Here is a 21831-nt window from a genome sequence, read left to right on the forward strand (position 1 = left end):
CTAGCATCTCCGCGCGAAGCACGAGCCCGTCCGACGTCTCGGGTCGAGCCGCGACGCGGTTTCAGAGCTCGATCCGCGCGACCGATGAACTCGAGTAACTCATTTCTTGGTGAGGCCCCGATGAAGAACGTCTCCGCTCGGCTCGTCTCGCTGGCCGTCGTCGTGCTCGGAGCTTCCGTGGCGCAGGCCGCCTGTCCGGTCGTGCTGCCCGACGGCTGTCGAAAGGTCACCTCGTCGAACAAGCTGCCCGACAAGATCACGAGCTGCTTCTACGTCGAGGGCGCGACCGGCTCGCCGCACACCTACGAGTTCCTGAACGTCTTGAAGGGCGGCGCGCTGTACTTCGTCGAGAAGCCGGGCGAGACGACGGACTTCCGCGTCAGCGGCCTGCTCATCGAGCAGGGCGGCCTCGTGCAGGCGGGCGCGCCCGACTGTCCGTACGGTCGCGATGGCGGCAAGCTCAAGATTGGTCTCTGGGGATCGGACCCGACCGAACAGGGCACGAAGCGCGCCGAGGGGCAGGGCATCCAGTGTCAAACCAATCCCAACGCGGACGCGAAGTTCCGCTGCTTCCCCGCCGGCTACGACGACGGCCAGAAGCGCTACTGCACGGTGACCAAGTCCGACGACCCGTGCTCGAGCACCACGCCGCCGTCGAGCGAGCCGAACAACGCGCTGCTCGAGCCGTACGGCGACCTCAACTTCGACCCGAACCCGTGGGGCTTCAAGACGATCGGCGTCGCGTACGGCGGGTCGCTGAAGCTCTACGGCTACAAGGGCGCGAAGCCGCTGCAGGACGCGAGCTGGGCGACGAGCAACGATTCGAACGGCAGCTGCGTCGTGCCGACGGTCGCGCAGTCGACGCTCGACACCAAGGAGATGCAGGCCTGGGCGAACCTCACCGGCTCGAGCTGGGTGCGTCTCACCGGCCAGAAGGACGACGCGGCGGCGAAGCTCACGACCCTCACCTTCGACCGCGCGGTGCCCGACTGGAAGGAAGGTGACAAGATCGTCATCGGCGCGACCGACTGGTACCCGAGCCACTCGGAGCTGCGCACCATCAAGCACGTCCTCTCGCCGACGCAGGTGCAGGTCGAGCTGCTCGACTACCCGCACTACACGAGCATGTTCGACGTCGGTCGCACGCAGGAGTTCAACAACCCGGTGAACCGCACGGCGGTCGACACGCGCGCCGTGGTCGGGCTCCTGTCACGCAGCATCACGATCTACTCGCGCGGCGAGAAGGCGGGCGACGAGTTCCCCGCGACCGAGGAGTGCACGCACGACAAGAGCAAGCCCGACTGCTACTTCGGCGGCCACCTGATCGTCCGCCAGGGCTTCAAGGACGTTCAGATCCAGGGCGTCGAGTTCAAGCAGCTGGGGCAGGGCGGGCGCATGGGGCACTACCCCGTCCACTTCCACCTCGCGAAAGCGACCTCGTACACGAGCGGCACGTTCGTCAAGGACAGCTCGATCTGGGACTCGATGACGCGCTTCGTGGTGCTGCACGGCACGCACGACGTCAACGTGTCGCGCAACGTCGGCTACCTGTCGCTCGGGCACGGCTTCTACATCGAGGACGCGTCCGAGATCCGGAACAAGCTGTGCCACAACCTCGGCGTCTCGGCGCGCGCGGCGCTGCAGCAGCATGTCGTCGAGCAGGCGAAGCCGGAGCACTGGTGTGGCGGCCATCCGCCCGCCGCGGCGCGCCTCGTGCCGCCGATCCTCGACGGCAGCGTCCAGCAGCCGACGGACGCCGCCGCCGGAACGGCCGCGGGCTCCGACACCTACATGCCGGTGATGTACTGGATGATGAACGCGTACAACGAGTTCGTCGGCAACGCGGCGGTGTCGGTGCACGGCTTCGGCTCCTGCTTCTGGCTGCTCGGATCGGCGGTCAGCGGGCCGAGCCGTGACCACCAGTTCGACGGCTACGCCGCCTTCAACAACGGCGGACGTCAAGCACCGCTGCTGCGCTTCCGCGGCAACACCTGCACCACCTCACCGCTCGCGCTGCCGACCACCAGGGAGATCTCGCCTGCGAGCAACGGCTTCAACGAAGCGACGAACACCGGCTATGTCGCGCTCACCAATCCCTACCTGTCGAATCAGGCAACGAGCGTCTTCCCCCACAGCTACGCGCGTCCGATCGTCACCGGCTACTTCTTGCCGAGCCTCGGCGGCAACTGCGTCCCCACCGGGGATCTCGGTGACAACGCCGGGAATTGCGTGATGACGATCCTCGACCGCTTCGCGACGTCGTTCAACTGGGCCGAGGTCAACTTCGCTTCCGTCTGGCTGCGCCCGTCGATGTATCTGTTCACGCACGGCGCGGTGACGGACCAGCTCTTCGGCGGCCTCGCGACCGTCACCGGCGGCGACTGGCAGCAGGCTCCGCCGGCCTATCTCTCGCTGGTGCAGAACAGCCTGTTCGTCGGCACCACGCAGCCGCAGGAGGGCAACCTCTACGCGAAGCGCTCGGGGCCGCTGCTGACCGTCAAGCAGGACGAGAATCTCAGGAGCTACAGCCTGTGCAAGCAGGGGAACACGACGTGCAACCTCGAGGCCGAGGGCATCGGCCTCTGGTACAGCGGCTTCCAGCCGAAGCGCCTGATCACGATCTATGACGGCCCGATGTTCGCCGACGGCAACACCTTCCTCAACGTCGGGGCGTGGAAGTGCGATGCAGCGCCGTGTCTCGGCGCGAGCTCGGCCGCGGAGTGCAAGCTCGAGGACGGCGCGCTGCCCTGCGGCATCTACACCCGAACGACGCAGCCGGCGGCGCCGTCGTCGCAGACCGAGATCGTCGTCCTGGACGCCGCGGTCGGCTGGAAGCAGCCGAACGGCTTCTTCTACCCGCCCGCGTTCAACTTCCGGCGCAGCGCGTTCCTCAACACGCGAAACGATCCACTGAACCAGTGCTTCACGGAGGCGCCCGGCGACTACGAGAACGCCACCTTCAAGCCGGGCTCGTGTCGTCACAACGTGGTCGACCGGACCGCGGACTACCTGATCGGCAACGTCTTCGATCTGACGGGGCAGCCGGACCGGAGGTCGGGCGCCAAGAACATGCTCGATTCCGGCACGATCGACTTCGCGACCATCCTGCTCGACCTCGATGGCAGCTTCACCGGCTCGACCAGCAAGATCGACGGTCGCACGCCGCCAGGCCTCACCACCTCGGTGAGCAAGAACCGCTTCTTCGACGCGCCGTCGCAGTCGCCCGAGTGTCTGTCGTTCGGCGTGCAGACGTCTCCCTACACCTTCCTCACGACGACGGTCGCCAAGCTCAGCCACCCGCCGAGCGCGACGAGCAACACGATCGCGACCGACGACATCCCGAAAGCCTGGCCGCCGACGCCGGCGGTCGCGATCTACCGCCAGTGGAAGCTCGAGTCGGACGAGGGCGAGGCCTGCGGACAGGTGTGCGCGGGGGACAACTACGGCTGCAAGCGCGCGAGCTTCATGGGCATGGCGGCCATCCGCCAGTCGCCGTTCCTGACCATGACCGAGCCGCCTGGCCTCAAGTCGCAGCCGGGGGCGCTCTACTACATCGACACCAACAGCGGCGCGCAGGACACGTCGTGCGTGAAGGGGAGCGCGTCGCTGCGACCGGCTCCGTTCGACGGCGGCGAGAGCTTCGTCGTCTACAACATGTTCCCGCAGCGCGACTCGATCTCGAGCTACCAGCTCTACGTCGGCAACGTCGCGGACGACGACCTGGACGCGATCGGGTTCCGCTACGTGCGCGTCACCGTGCACGAGACGAGTGGCGGGAGGCAGGTCGTCAAGGAGCCCTGTGATCCGCGTCAGCCGGGCGGATGGTGCAGCGGCATGAGCCCGCTCCCGACGATCAAGAACGGCATCCTCACCGTCAAGCTCGACCACCAGAAGCTGCTCCCCGACGACGCCTTCTCGGTCGCGAAGCGCCCGCCGTACGAGCAGTGCATGCCGCGAGACGTCTGCTACTTCGACGCCGCGAGCAACAAGTGCAAGAGTTGCTTGACGAATCCGTCCGCGCCCGGCTGCCTCAGGACCGGTGACTTCCTGAAGGCGGACGTCTCGTCGATGAACCATCCCGACGCCGGAGGCAGCAAGCCGCTCGACTCGCTCTGCGAGGACTGGGCGACGATGGTCAGCGGCGAGGTCAAGATCGGCGGCGGTGGCGTCGCCGCCTCGGACTGCCCGAACGGCGGCTGCATCGGCTTCGCCTTCACGCTGCCGCAGGGCTTCCAGCCGCGGTCGTACGCAGAGATCGAGCAGGACCTGAAGCTCTCGAAGTGCTTCCTCGCGTCGGCCTGGGTGAACGACGTGCTCGTGCAGCGCAAGAAGGGTCCGCAGTCGATCGACCCGCAGTGCGGCGCGCCGCGGATGCAGTCTCCCGCGGAGGAGTTCTGCACCGATCCGACGCTCGAGCTCGGGATCCTCAAGGACGGCGTCATCGCGCAGGCCGCTCCGGCGCAGGACGGCGCCGACGCGCACGAGCTGGTGGTCGCCGGCGGCGAGCCGGTGCGCAGCCTGGTCGCGTTCGACGAGGATGCGATCGAGTCGTTCGTCGCGAGCGGCGAGTTCACGCGGGCGACGCTCGAGGTCACGCTGCGTGACGCCGTGGGCGATCCGGGCCACATCGATGCGCATCCTCTGCTGCAGGACTTCGCCGACGAGGATCACGGCGACGTCGAGCAAACCGACGACGACACCCTGCCGCTCGCGCCGGTGCAGCGCGTTTCGCGGGTCCTCGGAGGCGGCCGCCGCCTCCCCGTGATCCCGGCCGACGAGCACGCGGGCGTGACCTGGGTGTGCGCCGTCGAGCTCGACCCGACGGACCGCGACCACGACTGCAGCGTGCGCTGGAAGACCCCCGGTGGCGACTACGGCCACGCCACGTCGCCGCCGGCCACGGTGATCGGGCCTGCCGGAACGGTGCTCTCGTGGGACGTCACCCAGGACGTGATGAACGGCGCGACGCGCTGGCTGCTGCGCCTGCGGGACGAGTCCGAACCGAGCGCGGCCGCGTTCCATTCCGAGGAGAGCGCCGAGGCGCTCGGGGATCCCGACCTGGCGCCGCGCCTGATCCTCGAGTGAGCGCGCGTGCGCACGAGGTGAGCGCGCTCGACGGCAGCGAAGCGACGCCGCGTTGCTGCAAAAAACTTCGTTGACCCGCCTGTCGCAGGCTGCATAGCTTGTGCGGCTGCGAGGGCTGGTCGACGACGCTCATGCGGATCGCAGCAGGTTTCCTCGTCGCGGCGGTGACCTCGATCGTCGCAGCGAGCCGCGCCGACGCGGTGCCGTGTCTGGCCGGATCGTCGTGCACGAGGATCAAGGTCGCGATCGCCGGCAAGACGCTGAAGATCACCGACGCTTCGATCGGCGACCCCAAGCAGGGCTGGGGGTGGAACTTCATCCAGGTCGAGGCGAAGCGCGACGAGGGCATGGTGTACGTTTCCGAGTGGGCGAACGGCATCAACGAGGCTGGCAGCGTGATCGCCGGCAAAGGATGCGAGGTCGGACCCTTCTTCGAGGATACGAGCGCCGGAAACCCCGAGGACGCCTGGCAGTCGGACATGGGACCGTGGGATGCGAGGTGTCCGCTCGCCGGCCTGCGTCGGATGGACATCAACTCCGGCCGCGGCAACGACGTCGTGAACGTCGTGCTGTCGCCGATCCCGGTGAAGATCACCGGCGGCCCCGCGACGACGTGATCGAGGTTTCGCGTGCCGGTACAGCGAGTCGCAGCAGCCGCCGCCGTACTTCTCCGACACGCAGCTCACCGGTGGGCCCGGCAGCGACTACATCTACGGCGGGCTCGGCAACGATCGCATCGCGGGGCAGGGCGGCGACGACTGGATCGAGGGCGAGTGCGGCGAGGACCGGCTGATCGCCGGCGGCGGCTTCGACTACATCCTCTCCGACGATACCGCCTCGACCTGCGGCCCCGCTTTCTGCCCGGCGCAGCGCGACTACGTCTCGTGCGGCGGCGGCGAGGACGCCGCGGAAACCGATCCGCTGGACGTCCTCGCCGGGCGGCAGTGCGAGTTCTGACGCGGCGCGAATGCGCCGCCGTCTCGCCCGCGCCCGCTCCCGGTTCGTGACGTCCGGACTAGGCTAGAGCCGAAGCTCGTCGCGGAGGCCCGCGCTCACGTCAAGCCATACTTCGGGAACGGCCCGAAGAAGCCGTGCTCGTGCAGGCCATGGCCGATCGTGCCGGCACTGGCGCCGCCGACGATCTCGAAGCGCGCGACGTGGTCGACGATGCCGTACCAGCCCCAGCTCGCGAGCTCCTGCATCGACCACTCCTTGCCCTGCACGACGAGCTTTCCCTGCCACATGCCGTGCCGCCAGTCGGCGTCCATGCCGTAGCCGGTGCCGACGGCGACGAAGCAGTGCGTGAGCGGCGTCACGCGCACGTCGAAGCCGCCACCGGGCGCCTCGGGAAAGCGGAGCAGGGAAGGGGCCTCGATCATGCGCGTTCCGGGCACCAGCGTGTGCTCGTAGTCCGGTCGTCCGAGCCACTCCGGCTCGCGCGAGCGATCGCTCCAGACGCGGATCGCCTCCTCGATGGTGCGCTTCCCGTCCGGCTCCTCCTGCACCATGTAGAGGATCGAGAAGTCGTCGAACTGCATCGGCGCGTAGTTCCACATGCCGACCATCTGGCCCTCGCCCTGGCGGATGCCGGGCGGCTCCGGCTCGCCGACCGGACGCACGCCCCACGAGCGATCGCGCGTGCCCTTCCAGCGGTCGGGCGTGACGGCGAAGGTCTCGCCCTTGACGGTCAGCGTCCCGGACCAGGTGCCGGTCTGGAAGAAGCGCTGCGTGTCGAACAGCACGCGGCCGTACTTGCGGATGTACTGCCGCGGCTCGAGGAAGGCCGGGATCGCCGCGCGCCAGGTGAGGTCGAAGGAGATCCCGTGCTCGGTCGGCTCGAGGACGAAGCGCAGCACCTCGAGCGGCTCGATCACCTCGATGCGGAACGGCCCAACCGAGGTGTCCATGCGGTCGCCGAGCTCGCGTGACGCGCGTACCACGACGTGCGCGTCGCCGCGCCGCACCACGGCGAACGCGTCCTGCACGGCGAGGTTCGGGTACTGGCCCAGGCCCATGACCATGAACAGCTCGTCGCTCGAGCCGTGCAGGTTGAAGTAGTAGCGGTCGTAGAAGTTCCGATCGCTCGTGCCGACGTGCCGGATCACCTCCGACACCTGGTGCAGCGGGTAGTCGTCCATCTTGGAGAGCATCGCTCCGCCATAGGAGCACCACGCTCGCGCTGTCAATTCGCGCGCGCGAGAGCGCGCCGCCGCACGTCGAAAACCCTCCTTGACTACCGTTTGCGCGCTGCATAGCCGCCCGTTCGGAGAGAGCGAGTCATGGCAAGCATTCGAATCGCAGCAGGCTTCTTCATCGCCGCGGCGACGTCGATCGTCGCTGCGGACCGCGCGGACGCGGCGTGCCGGACGGCGGCCCGTGCACGCGGATCAAGGTCGGGATCGCCGGCAAGACGCTCCGGATCACGGACGCCTCGAAGGGCAAACCGGCGCAAGGCGTCGGGTCGAGCTTCGTCTTCGTGAAGGCGAAGCGCGACATGCTGTCGCCGATCTCGGTGAAGATCCTGGGCGGCCCCGGCGACGACTCGCTCGGCGTCTGGACGTGCCAGCACAACGGGGTGAACGATCCGCCGCCGCCGTACTTCTCCACCGTGGAGCTCGTCGGTGGTCCCGGCAACCACTACCTCCACGGCGGGCTCGGCGCGGACGAGGTCGTCGCCGACGCGAGCGACGCCTTGGTCGCAAAGCAGTGCGAGAGCCTTCACGAATGATCCGCGGCGAAGGCGCCGCCGTCTCGCTCCTCGCGTCCACCGGGCCGGCGCGCACGGTGCTCTCGTCGAGCGCCGGCCCGGCGTGACGCGCGTCTGGTCGCGGTGCATGCGGAGCGCTCGCGCCGCTGCGAACGCTTCCTCCCGGCGCCGCATGCGCTACAAGAAGGTATGACCCGAGGAGCGATTCGATGACCGCGACCGCGCTCGCCGGCAAGCTCGCGCCCGAGTCCGAGCTGCTCGACGTCGCTCGGCTGCTGCGCGCCTACTACGACGACGCCCCCGATCCCGCGGTGCCCGAGCAGCGCGTTTCGTTCGGCACCTCCGGGCACCGAGGCTCGGCGTTCTCGCGCTCGTTCAACGAAGCGCACGTCGTCGCGATGACGCAGGCGATCTGCCTGTACCGCAAGGCGAAGGGCATCGACGGCCCGCTTTTCCTCGCGCGCGACTCGCACGCGCTCTCCGAGCCGGCGTTCTCGACGACGCTCGAGGTGCTGGCCGGCAACGGCGTCACGGTGTGCATCGACGCGGCCGAAGGGCTGACCGCGACGCCGGTGCTGTCGCACGCGATCCTGTCCTACAACTCGGGTCGCGAGCGCGGGCTCGCCGACGGCATCGTGCTCACGCCGTCGCACAACCCGCCCGAGGACGGCGGCTTCAAGTACAACCCGCCGAACGGCGGCCCCGCCGACACCGACGTCACCGGCTGGATCCAGGACAAGGCGAACGAGATCCTGAAGTCCGGATGCGCCGACGTCGCCCGCATCCCGTTCGAGCGCGCGCTGCGCGCGCCGACGACGCAGCGCTGGGACTACACCGCGCACTACGTCGCCGACCTCGAGTCGGTGATCGACCTCGAGGCGATCCGCAGCGCGGGGTTGCGCCTCGGCGTCGACCCGCTCGGCGGCGCGAGCCTCGCGGTGTGGAACGCGCTCGCCGAGCGCGCCGGCATCGGTCTCGAGGTCGTCAATCAAAACGTCGATCCGCGCTTTGCGTTCATGACGCTCGACTGGGACGGCAAGATCCGCATGGATTGCTCGTCGCCGTACGCGATGGCGGGTCTCATCGCGCTCAAGGACCGCTTCGACGTCGCGTTCGGCAACGACACCGACGCCGACCGGCACGGCATCGTGACGCGCAGCGCGGGGCTGCTGAACCCGAACCACTACCTCGCGGTCGCGATCGACTACCTGTTCCGCAACCGCGACGGCTGGTCGCGCGACGCCGGCGTCGGCAAGACGATCGTGTCGAGCAGCATGATCGACCGCGTCGCGGCGCGCCTCGGACGACGGCTCGTCGAGGTGCCGGTCGGCTTCAAGTGGTTCGTCACGGGACTGCTCGAGGGTTCGCTCGGCTTCGGCGGCGAGGAGAGCGCGGGCGCGTCGTTCCTGCGCCGCGACGGCACCGTGTGGACGACCGACAAGGACGGCATCATCCTCTGCCTGCTCGCCGCCGAGATCACGGCGCGCACCGGCCGCGATCCCGCCGAGCACTACCGCGAGCTGACGCGCGAGTTCGGCGCGCCGGCCTACGAGCGCATCGACGCCCCGGCGACGCGCCAGCAGAAGGAAGTCCTGAAGAAGCTCTCGGCGGAGACGCTCGGCGCGCGCGAGCTCGCCGGCGAGCCGGTCGAGCAGGTGCTGACCGCGGCGCCTGCAGGCGGCGCGATCGGCGGCGTCAAGGTGATCGCGAAGTCGGGCTGGTTCGCCGCGCGCCCCTCGGGCACCGAGGACGTCTACAAGATCTACGCCGAGAGCTTCCGCGGCGAGGAGCACCTGCGCGCGATCCAGCGCGACGCGCAGGAGATCGTCGCCCGCGCGATGGCCGCGGCGGGCGCCGCGTAGCCCGAGCCATGGCCTCGCCTCCCGAGGTGCGATAGGGAGAGCGGTCATGAAGCTCGGCGTCGCGATCTTTCCCACCGATTACACCATTCGTCCGGACGACTTCGCCCGCGCCTGCGAGGAGCGCGGCTTCGAGTCGATCTGGTTCCCGGAGCACACGCACATCCCGGCGAGCCGCAAGACGCCGTACCCGGCGGGCGGCGAGCTGCCGAAGGAGTACTGGTCGACCTACGACCCGTTCGTCGCCCTGATGGCGGCCGCGGCCGTGACCAAGACCATCAAGGTGGCGACCGGCATCTGCCTCGTCATCGAGCGTGATCCGATCATCACCGCGAAGGAGGTCGCGTCGATCGATCGCCTCTCCGGCGGCCGCTTCCTGTTCGGCATCGGCGGCGGCTGGAACGTCGAGGAGATGGAGAACCACGGCATGCCGTTCGCGAAGCGCTGGAAGCTGCTCCGCGAGCGCATCGAGGCGATGAAGAAGATCTGGACGGAGGAGAACGCCGAGTACCACGGCGAGCTCGTCAGCTTCGATCCGATCTGGCAGCACCCGAAGCCGCTCACCAAGCCGCACCCGCCGATCATCCTCGGCTCGGCCTCGAAGCGCGGCCTCGATCGCGTCGTCGACTACTGCGACGGCTGGATTCCGATCGGGCTCGCGGTGCCCGACCTGCCGGGCGCGATCAAGACGCTGCACGAGAAGGCGAAGGCCAAGGGCCGCGATCCGCAGTCGATCGAGATCTCGCTGTTCTGGGCGCCGCCCGACGAGGACCAGCTCAAGCGCTTCTGCGACATGGGCATCGCGCGCGGCGTGCTCGCCGTGCCCTCGGTCGCGAAGGACGAGGTGCTGAAGATGCTCGACGGCATGGCGCCGCTCGTCGGCAAGGTCTGAGCGTTCCGCCGTCGAGCGGATTCGCGAGCAGAGCCGGGCGTCGCGCTACTTGCAGGTCAGCGTGCTGCCGTTGCGGTTGAACGCGCAGCCGCCCGGCGCGAACGCGATCTCGCCGCACTCGCCGGTCGCCGCGGTCGGCGCGTCGATCACCACGACCGCCGACAGCGGTAGCGCCGGCGGTGCGGCCGCGAATCCGCCGCGCCGTCCCGACATCGTGAACTTGAGCAGCTTCGGCTTCGAGGGCGCGAACGAGATCTTGAGCTTGTCGACGAGCCCGCCGGCGAGCGTCTTCGAGCGGAAGTTGAACACGTTGCCCCGCTTGCTCGCCGTCCAGCCGGTGCGCGTCGTCTTGTCGTAGGCGCCGGGCGGGACCGCGACGTCGAGCAGCACCTTGCCCGTCGCGTCGGCGAGGATCACGCGCGCGCCCTTCGTCACCGGATCGAGCCCGGTCGGCGGCGCGGGCAGGTCGAGCTGGCCGGTGAAGGTGAAGGTGTCGTCGCCCGGACCGGTCGTGAACTTGGTCATGCGGATCTTCGGCTTGCCGACCAGCACGCCGTTCGTGCACGGGTCGCAGGCGTCGCCGAGGCCGTCGTCGTCGCCGTCCTGCTGCTCGGGGTCCGGATCGACGGGGCAGAGGTCGTGCTCGTCGCACACGCCGTCGTCGTCGCCGTCGGGCTTGCGCGCGTCGGGGCAGACGCCGCTCACGCCGTCGCAGAAGTCGGCGACGTCGCACGCGTCCTCGGCCGCGCGGCACAGCGTCGCGGCGGGCAGGAGCTGGCAGGCGGCGTCGCAGCAGTCGCCGTCGATCAGCGCGCCGCCGTCGCACTCCTCGCCGAGGTCGATCGTGCCGTTGCCGCAGTCGTCGACCAGGTAGCGCACGATCGCGAAGTCGTCGTCGTTGGCGGTGCGCTTCGTGCCGGCGACGACGATCTTGCCGTCGCGCTGCGCGCGCACGCCGTTCGCCACGTCGACGCCGTTGCCGATCGCGAGCGTGACGAAGCCGCCCGCGAAGTTCTCGTCGAGGCTGCCGTCGGTGTCGTAGCGCGCGAGCGCGAAGTCGTCGCTGCCGGCGATGCGCGCGAAGCCCGCGACCAGGATGCGGCCCGTCGGATCGATGGCGACCGCGTTCGCCTGCGACGTGGTGCCGATCGCCGTCGTCACCTTGCCGTCGCCGTCGAAGGTCGAATCGAGCGTGCCGTTCGCGAGCAGACGCGCGACCGCGAAGTGGAACACGGTGCCGACGCGCGCGTAGCCTGCGACCACGATCTTGCCGTCGTCCTGCAGCGCGACGCCGTTCGCGAACTCGTTGCCGGTGCCGAACGCGATGCGCACCGGCGCGCCGCCGTTGAAACCCGGATCGAGCGCGCCGCTCGGCAGGAAGCGCGCGACGAGGAAGTCGTGCTGGCTGCCGTCCGCCGCGTAGCCTGCGACCACGATCTTGCCGTCCGGCTGGATCGCGATCGCGCCTGCCTCGTCGTCGCCGGTGCCGACGCCCAGCACGAGGATGCCGTCGCCGTCGAACGTCGGGTCGAGCTCGCCGGTCGCGGTGTAGCGCACGAGCGCGAGGTCGCGGTTCGAGCCGCTGCGCGAGTAGCCGGCGGCGACGATCTTGCCGTCCGCCTGCACGGCGACGGCGCGCGCCTGATCCTCGACCGCGCCGAGCGCCGTCGTCACCTTGCCGTCGCCGTCGAAGCTCGGGTCGAGCGCGCCGCTCTCGTCGACGCGCACGAGCGCGAACTCGTCCTTGCCCGCCTGCCGGCTGAAGCCGGCGAGGACGATCTTGCCGTCGTCCTGCAGCGCGACGGCGGAGGCGCGGTCGATCTCGCCGCGTACCGGGATCGCGAGCTTGCCGCTGCCGGCGAGGCTCGCGTCGAGCGCGCCCTCGAGCGTCAGGCGCGTGACGCAGAAGTCGTCGTTCGCCTGCTGGCAGGTGCCGGCGACGACGATGCGGTCCTCGGCGTCGATCGCGAGCGCGTTGCCGAAGTCGTCACCGTTGCCGATCGCCACGCTCGTCACACCGCCCGCGCCGAACGTCGGGTCGAGGACGCCGGACTGGGCGTCGGCGGACGCGGCGAGCGCGAGCAGCGCGAAGCCGGAGACCGAGAGGGCTGCGGCAAGCCGGAGCGGGCGGCCGGGTCGGGTGGTGCGCACGAGAAGCTCCAGGTCGAGGGTGTCCGACGGTCGAAGCGTGGATCAGGTCGAGCGGATCATCCACCCCCGCACCGCGACGGGCAAGACGGAACCTGCGGCGCAAAAAATGGTCCCGCGGCGGAGCTGGCCCCAAGCTCCACCGCGGGACCCCCGGCATACGTTGACCCGACGCCTTTCGCCTGATCGCCGTACGCCCGTTCGCGGGCACGATCAGTCCGTGCCCGTCCTCCTCTCGTTCGCACCATCCGTGCCAGCCGCCCCATCCGGCGCCGGCTTGAGCGCGAGCTGGACGGTGATGCGATCCCCTTGCTCGACCGACTGCAATGCGGTCGGCGGGAAGTGCACCCGGATCTGCTGGCCGGCGTCGGACTGCATGGCCAGCGCTCCGGTCGTCTTGTCGATCTGGGTGACGGTGCCGCTCATCTGGTGGAGCCCGGTGAAACCCTCGGTCCCGCCCGCGGTGCGCGAGCGGGTCTCGGGATTCGTCGCAGGCACCGAGGGATCGTCCTGCACCGTCGGCGCGCGCTTGGGCTGCGGATCCTGCTGTGCGGTCGCGACGCTCGCGATCAAGAGCAGAGTTGCCGCCAGGGTTGCCACGACGGGCACGCGCATCGCCAACATGGTGACCTTTCCGGCGGCGCGCTCGATCGCCGAGCGCGCCGCTGCGGTCAGGAGGCGAGCATTGCCCGTGCCATCACGCCTCGTCGTCTACGACGCTGCTTCGGCGTCGTCGGCCTGCACTTTGGCGCGCACGTTCACGGGCACTTTGTAGAAACGCCGCGCCGACCCTTTACGAGCCTGCACCCGACGCGGCAGGCATGGCGCCCTGCTTGACGACGCCGCACGCGATCCGGCCACCTGCATTGCCCGATGGCTGCGAGGCATAGTCGTCGACCCCCGCGTGGACGATCAGCGCCGACCCGTCCTCGTCGAGGAGCCGGTTCGGGCCGTCCGCGACCGTGAGCCCGACCGCGAAGACGTCGATCTCGACCGCTCCCTCGCTCGGGATGGTGATGTTCGGCAGATCGCCCGCGTGGTAGCCGCCCTGGACGGCGAAGCCGTGCTCCTTCTTGCCGGGGTTGTAGTGCCCGCCCGCGGAGTCGAAGGGCGGCTCGCACTTGCCGACCTCGTGCACGTGGAAGGCGTGCTCGCCCGCCGGCAGACCGGAGAGCCGCGTGTGCAGGATGAGTCCGTTCGGCGTCTCGCGGATCCGCACCCAGCCGACCTTGTTGCCCTTCGCGTCGACCAGCTCCGCGTGCGCGGCCTCCTTGCCCGCGCCCGCGTCACCGGCGGTGCCCTGCTGCGCGCCGCCCTGCGTCGCGGGCATCTTCGCCGCATCGGGCGCCGCCGACTGTCCGAACGCAGGCGTTGCGAGAGCCAGGGCAGCAGCCAGAACCGACCAGCGTGTCGCTCGTGTCATCGACTTCTCCTTTCTCTCTCGTTTCGTCCGTTGCGGGGTCGCCGCAGAGCACGCTGCGTGCCGTCAGCCCCCTGCGACGTCGATCACCGTGCGGATGCCGCGCCCCGCGCGCAGATCGGCCATCGCGAGATCGATCTCGACGAGCGGACGCCGCGCGGTGACGAGCGCCTCGAGGTCGAGGCGTCCCGCCTGCCAGAGCGCGATCAAGCGCGGAATCTCGCGCAGCGAGTTGCTGCTGCCGAGCGTGCAGCCGACGAGCTTTTTCTCGGTGATCGTGAACAGCGCCGCCGGCGCGATCGTGATGACGTCGTCGAGCGGTGCTGCGCCGACGCACACCGTCGTGCCGCCGGGCCGACAGGCGCGCAGCCCGTCCTGGATCAGCGCCGCGCGACCGACGGCGTCGAACGCGTAGTCGACGCCGACGCCCGTCAATTCAAAAGTGCGCGCGGCGACGTCGACCTCCTTCGGGTCGAGCACGTCGGTGGCGCCGAGCCGCGCCGCCGCCGCGCGCCGCTCGGACAGCGGATCGGCGGCGATCACCCGCGCCGCGCCCGCGACGCGCGCGCCCTGCACGATGCTGAGCCCGACGCCGCCGAGCCCCATGACGAGCACCGTGGCGCCGGGCTCGACGCGCGCCGTGTTGAGCACCGCGCCGACACCCGTCTGCACGGCGCAGCCGATCACGCAGGCGACGTCGAGCGGCACGTCCGGAGCGATCTTCACCGCGCCGCTCGCCGGCGTGAGCACGTACTCGGCGAACGCGCCGAGCCCGACGCCCCGCCACACCGTCGCGCCGCCGCGCGCAAGTCCGGTCGTGCCGTCGGGCAGCGTGCTGGTCGTGATCGCGCTCGAGTTGACGCACACGCCGGGCTCGTCGCGGAGGCAGAAGTAGCAGGTGCCGCAGGGCGCGAGCGGCGTCAGCACGACGTGATCTCCCGGCGCGAGGTGCGTGACGTCCGGGCCGACGGCGTCGACCACGCCCGCCGCCTCGTGCCCGAGGATCACCGGCATCGGGCTCGGGAAGGTGCCGTCGACGATGCTGAGATCCGAGTGGCACACGCCGCAGTGCTGCACGCGCACGCGCACCTGACCCGCTTTCGGCTCGCCGATCTCGACGTCGTCGCAGAGGACGAGCGGCTTGCCCGCCTCCACCAGCAGCGCTGCGCGCATGGTCGCACCTCCGCCTTCCTGGCGTGCCGCTTTCCCGGCTGCGGCGCAAGCCGATTCCCAGTCGGGACGGTCTTGAGCGGCGCGACGGGCCGTGGAAGGTTCGCCCGATGCGCACCGTCGACGCTCGATTCCTTCTCGTGCTCGCCGCGGCTCTCGTGGTCGCCTGCTCCGACGCCCAGCGCGCGTCGGTCGACCCGGCGATCCCGCCCGAGGTGCGCGAGCACGCGGACGACTGGCCGCTCCCGGGACGCGACTACGCGAACACGCGCGCGACCACCGACTCGACGATCGATGCGAGCAACGTCGCGACGCTCGTTCCGGCGTGGCAGACGCCGCTGCCTGGACGTGGCGCGTACGGCAACGTTGCGACCACGCCGCTGATCGTCGGCGACACGATCTACCTCGAGGATCTGAGCAGCAACATCCACGCGATCGACCGCGAGACGGGCGCGGTGCGCTGGCGCACCGAGTACGACCGGTTCGTGATCGGTCCGAACGGCGTCGCGCTCGGCTGGGGCAAGATCTTCGGCGTCATCGGCACCGAGGCGATCGTCGCGCTCGACGCGACGAACGGCGCCGAGATCTGGCGTCGCTCGCTGACGCGCACGGCGACCGACGGCATCGACATCCAGCCGACCGTGTACGCGGATCTCGTGTTCGCGAGCTCGGTGCCGATCAGCCTGCAGGGCGTCTACACCGGCGGCGATCAGGGCGTGCTGCACGCGCTGCGCCAGGACACCGGCGACGTGGTGTGGACCTTCGACACCATCGAGCCCGGCTTCTGGGGCAATCCCGAGGTCAACTCGGGCGGCGGCGCCTGGTACCCGCCGGCGATCGACACCGAGCGCAAGCGGATCTACTGGGCGGTCGCCAACCCCGCGCCGTTCCCCGGCACGGCGGAGTTCCCGAACGGCTCGAGCCGTCCGGGCCCGAACCTCTACACCAACACGCTGGTCACGCTGGATCTGCGCGACGGCGCGCTCGACTGGTACCAGCAGGCGATCCCGCACGACCTCTTCGACCACGACCTGATCCACAGCCTGCTCGTCGACGTGCGCGAGGGCGGCCGCACCCGCCGCATCGTGGTCGCGACCGGCAAGGGCGGCAAGGTGATCGGCCACGACATCGACACCGGCGCGACGCTGTGGACGACGCCGGTCGGCATCCACCAGAACGACGACCTGACCGCGCTCGAGGGGCCGACCGAGGTGCTGCCGGGCACGTTCGGCGGCGTGCTCACGCCGCCGTCGACCGCCGACGGCATCGTCTACGTCGCGACGCTGAATGCGCCGAGCATCCTCGAGCCCGACGTGCCGGAGATCCTCGGCGGCAACGTCGGCACCATGGACGGCCAGGTGGTGGCGATCGACGCACGCGACGGCCGCATCGTCTGGGACGTCTTCGTGCCGGGCGACCCGCTCGGCGGCACGACGGTGGTGAACGATCTCGTCTGGACGGCGACCCTGCAGGGCCAGATCATCGCGCTCGACCGCGCGACCGGCGCGACCGTGTGGATCTACGACGCGCCCGGCGGCATCAACTCCTCGCCGGCGGTCGCGGACGACGTGATCGTGTGGCCGGTCGGGCTGTCGAACCCGGCGGTGCTGCTGGCGCTGCGCCTGCCGCGCTGAAGCCGCGCCGGACGCGCTGAAACGCCTTCTTTTCTTACGCGCCGTGCGCGGCGGTGCTTGACGCGCCGTGCGCGGCGCTACCGCTCCGAACCGGACGCGCTCAGGAGCGCGCCGCCACCGTCGCGACGTCGACGCGCCGTGCGCGGCGGCGGCGCAGACCCGGGATCAGCATCGGCACGCTCTCGCGGTAGCGCCGGTACGATTCGCCGTGCGCGGTGATCAGGTCGCGCTCCTCGAGCTGGATCGCGGCCAGGATGTACCCGGTCGTGAGCAGCGCGAACACGAGGTGCGCCGCGGTCATCGTCGGCGTCGCCCAGAAGGCGAGCAGCCAGCCGACGTACAGCGGGTGCCGCACGACGCGGTACGGGCCAGGCGTGCGGAAGGCGAGCGGCACGTAGGGCCGGCCGCGCAGGCAGAGCCATACTTGACGCAGGCCGAAGAGGTCGAAGTGGTTGATCAGGAAGGTGCTGACCAGCACCGTGAGCCAGCCGGCCGCGCAGATCGCGTGCAGCGCGAGCCGCGCGCTCTCGTTCTCGACCTGCCACACGACGCCGCCCATCGGCTGCCAGAGCCAGAACAGCAGGATCAGCGCGAGGCTCGAGAAGAGCACGTAGGTGCTGCGCTCGACCGGCTCCGGCACGATGCGCGTCCACGCCCGCTTGAACGCGGGCCGCGCCATGACGCTGTGCTGGACCGCGAAGATCGCGAGCAGGGCGAGGTTCACCGCGAGCGCCACGCCGAACGGAACCTCGGGCCCCGAGTCGATCGACTTCGGCACCACGAAGTTGCCGACGAAGCCGATCGCGTAGAGGAAGGTTGCGAAGAAGATCGCGTAGCACGCGACCCCGTAGACGAAGGCAGCGATTCTCGCGGGCAAGCTCATCTGTACGTTCCTCCTGCCGGTCACCCGGTCCCAGTTGCCGGCGCGTCGGCCGGTTCGGGGAGGAAGACGCGACGAAGGGCGCCGCTGATTGCACGACCGCGCGGAGAACGTGCGGACGGCGCAGCCACGGGCGCCGGGGCGACGCAGTCGACGGGCAAGACGGCCGCCGCAGGTCGCGACGTGCGGTGACGCCCGAGCTCGCGGGAGCCGCGTCAGGCGAGCAGGGCGGCCGCGTCGCGCACGTCGCGGATGTCGCGCCCTTCCGTATACGCCTCGACCAGCGGCGCGAGCAGGTCCCGCGCGCGCTCCTTCTCGCCGCGCGACGCCCACAGGCGCCCGAGCGAGGTCGCGGCGCGCAGCTCGTGGCTGCGCACCCCGAGCGCGCGCGCGAGCTCGACCGCGGTCGAGAGCCAGCGCTCGACCTCGCTCGGGTCGGCGCCGGACCACGCCAGCAGCTCGCCCTTCGCGCGGTGCAGCTCGATCAGGTGCAGCGGCTGCTCGGTGCGGGTCGCCTCCGCGATGCCGTCGTCGACGTGCGCGAGCGCCTCGGGGAGCCTGCCGCACAGCGCCTTGGCGAACGCGATCAAGGTCAGGAAGCCGGGGCGCGCGAGCCCGGCGCCGGTCGCATCGAGGCGCGCGAGCGACACCTCGAGCTGGCGCAGCGCCTCCTCGGCGCGGCCGCGCGTGAGCGAGATCCAGCCCTGCGACAGCGCGGCGAGCGCGTCCTGGTAGACGAAGCCCTCGCGGCGCGAGATCGTCTCCGCGGCGTCGAGCTGCACCTGGGCCGCCTCGGTCTCGCCGCGGTAGAGGTAGACGAGCGCGTTCGCGAGGTGCGCGAAGTTGAGCGTCAGCGGGTGGCCGAGCTCGTGCGCGAGCGCGATCGCCTCCTCGCCGAGCTGCACCGCGGTGTCCGGCTGGCCGCGCAGCCAGCTCACCCACGCGAGCCAGCAACGGCACGCGACACCCGGGTCGTAGCCGCCGTAGCGCGACACGTGCGCCGCGTGCGTCGCCGGATCGTAGAGCGAGAGCGCGTGCTCGAGGTGCTGGCGCGCCGGCCCGAGCTCGACGAGGTCGTAGAGCAGCGCGCCCTGCCCGTAGTGCGCCTGCACCTCGGCGATGCGGTCGCCCGCGGTCGCGCACAGCGCGAGCAGCTCCTCGCCGATCGTGCGCGCGACGCGGTTCTGCCCGCGCACGTGGTGGAACGACACCATGCCGCGCAGCAGCGGCAGCAGGTGCGGCCCGCTCGGCAGGTTGCGCGACAGCGCGCGCGCCCGCTCGAAGACCTGCTGGACCTCCTTCGCGCCGTAGCCGCGCGTCGACATCAGCGGGGTCGCGAGCTTGACGAGCAGCGACAGCTCGAGCTCGGCGCGCTCGTGCTCGCTGCCGGAGACCCTCGGCAGCAGCGCGAGCGCGCGCGACAGATGATCGACCGCCTCGCGCGACGCATGGCGCGCGATCGCGTTGTCGCCGGCGCGCGTGCGGTGCACGACCGCACGCTGCACGTCGCGCGCCGCCTCGTAGTGCGCGGCGAGCTCGCTCGCGATCTCGCCGCTGCGGCTGCCGAAGGCGTCCTCCTTGCGCAGCGCGATCCGCTTGTGCGTCCGCACGCGACGCGCTTCCGCCATGCGCGCGTACAGCGCCTCCTGGTAGAGCGCGTGCAGGAAGCGGTAGCGGCCGGACACCGTGCCGTCGGGCCACTCCTCGACGCCGTGCCCACGTACCATGCGTCCGCTCCAGGCGAGCGCCTCGCAGCGCTCCTCGATCGCGTCGGGCTCCTCGTCGAGCGCCGCGGCGACCGACGCGACGCAGAAGTCGACGCCCGCGACGCTCGCCGCCTCGACCACGCGCCGATCTTCCTCGTCGAGCGCTTCGACTTGGCGGTCGATCATGCGGCGCAGGCTCTCGGGCAGACCGGCCGGAAGCTCCTCGACGCCGTCGCGGAAGACGATCTGACCGTTCTCCTCGCGGATCACGCCCTCGCGCAGCAGGTAGTCGAGGACGTTGACCACGAAGAGCGGGTGGCCCTCGGTGCGCGCGTGCAGGAGACGCGCGAGGCTGCGCGGAACGCTCGCGTCGGGGAAGCGACCGGCGAGATATTCCGCGATGTCGGCCTCGCCGAGCGCTTCGAGCCGCACCTCGTCGCAGCGGCCGCGCGCGCGCAGCCGCTGCGCGATCGCGCGCAGCGGGTGGCTGCCGCCCATCGTCTCCTCGGGACGGAAGGTGCCGACGAGCAGCAGCCGCGCACGCTCGCGCCGCTCGGCGAGGTACGACACGAGATCGAGCGTCGAGTGGTCGCTCCAGTGCAGGTCCTCGAGCGCGAGGACGAGTAAGCGCTCCGCCGACACCGCCTCGACGAGCTCCGCCATCTCGCGCAGCATGCGGTCGCGCGTCGTCGCCGCGGTCGCGTCGCCGCCGACCGGCTCGCGTCCGCCGCCGGCGCTCGGCAGCTGCGCGAGCCAGCTCGGCGCGCGCCGGTGCAGCTCCTGCACGAGCGTGCGCGACGGATCGTCGCGGCACAGCCGGCTCCACGCTTCGAGCACCGGCAGGTACGCCTCGCCCGAGCCGTACTGCTCGACCGACTGTCCCTGCCCGATGAGCGCGTCGCCGCGTGCGGCGACGCGCGCGAGGAACGCGTCGACCACGGTGGTCTTGCCGATGCCGGGCGGTCCGGTGACGAGCACGATCTGACGGCGGCCGCCGCGCGCGAGCTCGAGCGCGTTCTCGAGCCGCTCGACCACCTCCGCGCGGCCGACGATCGGTCCGCCGCCCGCCGCGACCACGCCGACGCGCGCCTCCTCCGAGCCGACGTGCGCGATCTGCACGTCGAAGCGCGCGCTCTCGCGCCGACCCGGCGTCGCGGAGCGCAGCCCTGCGCTCGCGGCGGCCGCCGCACCGGCGAACGGCGCGAGCGTCGGATCGCCGTAGAGGACGTAGCTCGCCCAGGTCGCGCTCGACGTGCCCTCGGCGAGCACGGTCTCGCGCGCGCGCAGCAGCGCCTCGCCGAGCGACGCGCCGGCGGCGAGCGCCCGGTAGCAGGCGACGGCGAGGTGCACGCTGTCCTCGTCGTGCACCTCCCACAGCGTGCCGACGAAGCTCTTCACGCCGGCGAGCAAGCAAGCGCCACCGATGCCGTGCGTGTCGGCGTCGTGGCGCCCGGTCGACGGCCAGCCGGTGGTCGTCGCCGCCTGGCAGGAGTTCGAGAACACCAGCGCCGGCGGCGGCAGAAGCCTGCCGAGCTCGTCCGCGGTCAGCACGCCGTCGTCGAGCCGCCAGCCGCTGCGCCCGCGGTCGGCCGCGTCGTAGAAGCTGTGGCCGGCGAAGTGCACGACGTCGTGCTCCTGCAGCGCGGCGAGCAGCGGGATCTTGCGCACGCCGCGGCCGCCGAGCAGCGTCACCTCGACGCCGGCGATGCCGTCGAGCAGCTCGCACAGGCGATCGGCTTCGCCGGCCGCGGACGGCAGCGTCTCGGTCGGGTCGGCGACGATCAGCACGCGCAGCGGCGCGTCGGCGCGGCGCGGGGCGACGGTCTCGCGGATCGGCCGGCTCGTGATCACCTGACGCCCGACCCGGAGCTTGGTCGCGACGAACGACTCGCCGTCGTGGCAAAGCTCCCAGGGCACGCCGAGGAGCTGCTCGTCGAGCCGCAGGTGCAGATCGCAGCGTCCCGCCTCGCGCAGCCGGCGCTGCGCCGTCTCGGGCAGCAGGTGCGAGTAGACGAGGGCGCCGAGACGCTGCAGCTCGCGCAGTCGTCCGCCTTGCGGGTCGTGCGCCGGGCCGGCGACGCGGCGCATCTCGTCGGCGAGCTGCGCGAGGAACGCCGCATCCACGCGCGTCTCGCTGCGCGGGATCAGCGAACCGACCTCGGCCAGGTCGACGATGTGCACGTCGCCTTGGCGTAGGACCGTGAGCTGGATCGGCGGGTTCTCCACCAGGGTCCTCGCTGGAGGAGATAGCGAAGCCCCGCCGTCCGAGGAAGGGCGCAGGCCAGATTTACGCGGCCGCTCGCGGACGTCGCGCGCCGCCCGTCGAGACC

General features: G+C 70.8%; 13 protein-coding genes. 6 read left to right on the forward strand and 7 right to left on the reverse strand.

The features are described 5' to 3' along the window. Positions 1–120: 120 nt before the first annotated feature. Positions 121–5085, forward strand: a complete 4965-nt coding sequence (locus VIS07_04335) for a hypothetical protein (protein ID HEY8514727.1) — start codon at positions 121–123, stop codon at positions 5083–5085. Positions 5086–5216: 131 nt separating this feature from the next. After that, positions 5217–5702 carry a hypothetical protein gene (locus tag VIS07_04340; protein ID HEY8514728.1) on the forward strand — a complete coding sequence of 162 codons (486 nt, stop codon included), beginning with the start codon at positions 5217–5219 and terminating at the stop codon, positions 5700–5702. Between the two features lie 435 nt (positions 5703–6137). On the opposite strand, the gene VIS07_04345 is transcribed toward VIS07_04340, so the two are convergent. Beyond that, positions 6138–7235, reverse strand: coding sequence for a hypothetical protein (locus VIS07_04345; protein ID HEY8514729.1), 1098 nt, complete (start codon positions 7233–7235; stop codon positions 6138–6140). A 209-nt stretch (positions 7236–7444) separates the two neighbouring features. Between VIS07_04345 and VIS07_04350 the strand changes: the two genes are divergently transcribed. The 3 genes from VIS07_04350 to VIS07_04360 all read left to right on the forward strand — a co-directional run bounded on the left by VIS07_04350 (position 7445) and on the right by VIS07_04360 (position 10543). Continuing rightward, a complete protein-coding gene (locus VIS07_04350; protein HEY8514730.1) occupies positions 7445–7813 on the forward strand; it encodes a hypothetical protein in 369 nt (122 codons plus the stop codon). 188 nt (positions 7814–8001) lie between these two features. After that, positions 8002–9654, forward strand: a complete 1653-nt coding sequence (pgm, locus tag VIS07_04355) for a phosphoglucomutase (alpha-D-glucose-1,6-bisphosphate-dependent) (GenBank protein HEY8514731.1) — start codon at positions 8002–8004, stop codon at positions 9652–9654. Positions 9655–9700: 46 nt separating this feature from the next. Beyond that, complete coding sequence (locus VIS07_04360) at positions 9701–10543, forward strand: LLM class F420-dependent oxidoreductase (protein ID HEY8514732.1); 843 nt, start codon at positions 9701–9703, stop codon at positions 10541–10543. Between the two features lie 45 nt (positions 10544–10588). Here VIS07_04360 and VIS07_04365 read toward each other — a convergent pair whose 3' ends face one another. The 4 genes from VIS07_04365 to VIS07_04380 all read right to left on the reverse strand — a co-directional run bounded on the left by VIS07_04365 (position 10589) and on the right by VIS07_04380 (position 15284). Next, complete coding sequence (locus tag VIS07_04365; GenBank protein ID HEY8514733.1) at positions 10589–12694, reverse strand: hypothetical protein; 2106 nt, start codon at positions 12692–12694, stop codon at positions 10589–10591. Between the two features lie 210 nt (positions 12695–12904). Next, the gene (locus tag VIS07_04370) at positions 12905–13315 is read right to left on the reverse strand and encodes a hypothetical protein (protein HEY8514734.1); all 411 of its coding nucleotides are present in this window, start codon (positions 13313–13315) and stop codon (positions 12905–12907) included. Positions 13316–13484: 169 nt separating this feature from the next. Further along, complete coding sequence (locus tag VIS07_04375) at positions 13485–14114, reverse strand: superoxide dismutase family protein (GenBank protein HEY8514735.1); 630 nt, start codon at positions 14112–14114, stop codon at positions 13485–13487. Between the two features lie 63 nt (positions 14115–14177). Then, a complete protein-coding gene (locus VIS07_04380; protein ID HEY8514736.1) occupies positions 14178–15284 on the reverse strand; it encodes a Zn-dependent alcohol dehydrogenase in 1107 nt (368 codons plus the stop codon). 107 nt (positions 15285–15391) lie between these two features. Between VIS07_04380 and VIS07_04385 the strand changes: the two genes are divergently transcribed. Further along, positions 15392–16915, forward strand: coding sequence for a PQQ-binding-like beta-propeller repeat protein (locus VIS07_04385; GenBank protein ID HEY8514737.1), 1524 nt, complete (start codon positions 15392–15394; stop codon positions 16913–16915). 100 nt (positions 16916–17015) lie between these two features. On the opposite strand, the gene VIS07_04390 is transcribed toward VIS07_04385, so the two are convergent. Both VIS07_04390 and VIS07_04395 read right to left on the reverse strand, forming a co-directional pair. Further along, positions 17016–17798, reverse strand: coding sequence for an isoprenylcysteine carboxylmethyltransferase family protein (locus tag VIS07_04390; GenBank protein ID HEY8514738.1), 783 nt, complete (start codon positions 17796–17798; stop codon positions 17016–17018). Between the two features lie 212 nt (positions 17799–18010). Next, positions 18011–21727 (reverse strand): CHAT domain-containing protein, encoded by a 3717-nt coding sequence (locus VIS07_04395; protein ID HEY8514739.1) that lies wholly within the window; start codon positions 21725–21727, stop codon positions 18011–18013. Positions 21728–21831 lie beyond the last annotated feature (104 nt).

This window comes from Candidatus Binatia bacterium (genome assembly GCA_036563615.1).
In the GTDB taxonomy this organism is placed as follows: domain Bacteria; phylum Desulfobacterota; class Binatia; order UBA12015; family UBA12015; genus DATCMB01.

What these genes read in the sequence shown, in the direction of transcription:
- pgm (HEY8514731.1), top strand. Translation starts at nt 8,002, where the DNA reads ATGACCGCGACCGCGCTCGCCGGCAAGCTCGCGCCCGAGTCCGAGCTG.
- VIS07_04380 (HEY8514736.1), bottom strand. Translation starts at nt 15,284, where the DNA reads ATGCGCGCAGCGCTGCTGGTGGAGGCGGGCAAGCCGCTCGTCCTCTGC.
- VIS07_04345 (HEY8514729.1), bottom strand. Translation starts at nt 7,235, where the DNA reads ATGCTCTCCAAGATGGACGACTACCCGCTGCACCAGGTGTCGGAGGTG.
- VIS07_04375 (HEY8514735.1), bottom strand. Translation starts at nt 14,114, where the DNA reads ATGACACGAGCGACACGCTGGTCGGTTCTGGCTGCTGCCCTGGCTCTC.
- VIS07_04385 (HEY8514737.1), top strand. Translation starts at nt 15,392, where the DNA reads ATGCGCACCGTCGACGCTCGATTCCTTCTCGTGCTCGCCGCGGCTCTC.
- VIS07_04370 (HEY8514734.1), bottom strand. Translation starts at nt 13,315, where the DNA reads ATGTTGGCGATGCGCGTGCCCGTCGTGGCAACCCTGGCGGCAACTCTG.
- VIS07_04340 (HEY8514728.1), top strand. Translation starts at nt 5,217, where the DNA reads ATGCGGATCGCAGCAGGTTTCCTCGTCGCGGCGGTGACCTCGATCGTC.
- VIS07_04335 (HEY8514727.1), top strand. Translation starts at nt 121, where the DNA reads ATGAAGAACGTCTCCGCTCGGCTCGTCTCGCTGGCCGTCGTCGTGCTC.
- VIS07_04390 (HEY8514738.1), bottom strand. Translation starts at nt 17,798, where the DNA reads ATGAGCTTGCCCGCGAGAATCGCTGCCTTCGTCTACGGGGTCGCGTGC.
- VIS07_04360 (HEY8514732.1), top strand. Translation starts at nt 9,701, where the DNA reads ATGAAGCTCGGCGTCGCGATCTTTCCCACCGATTACACCATTCGTCCG.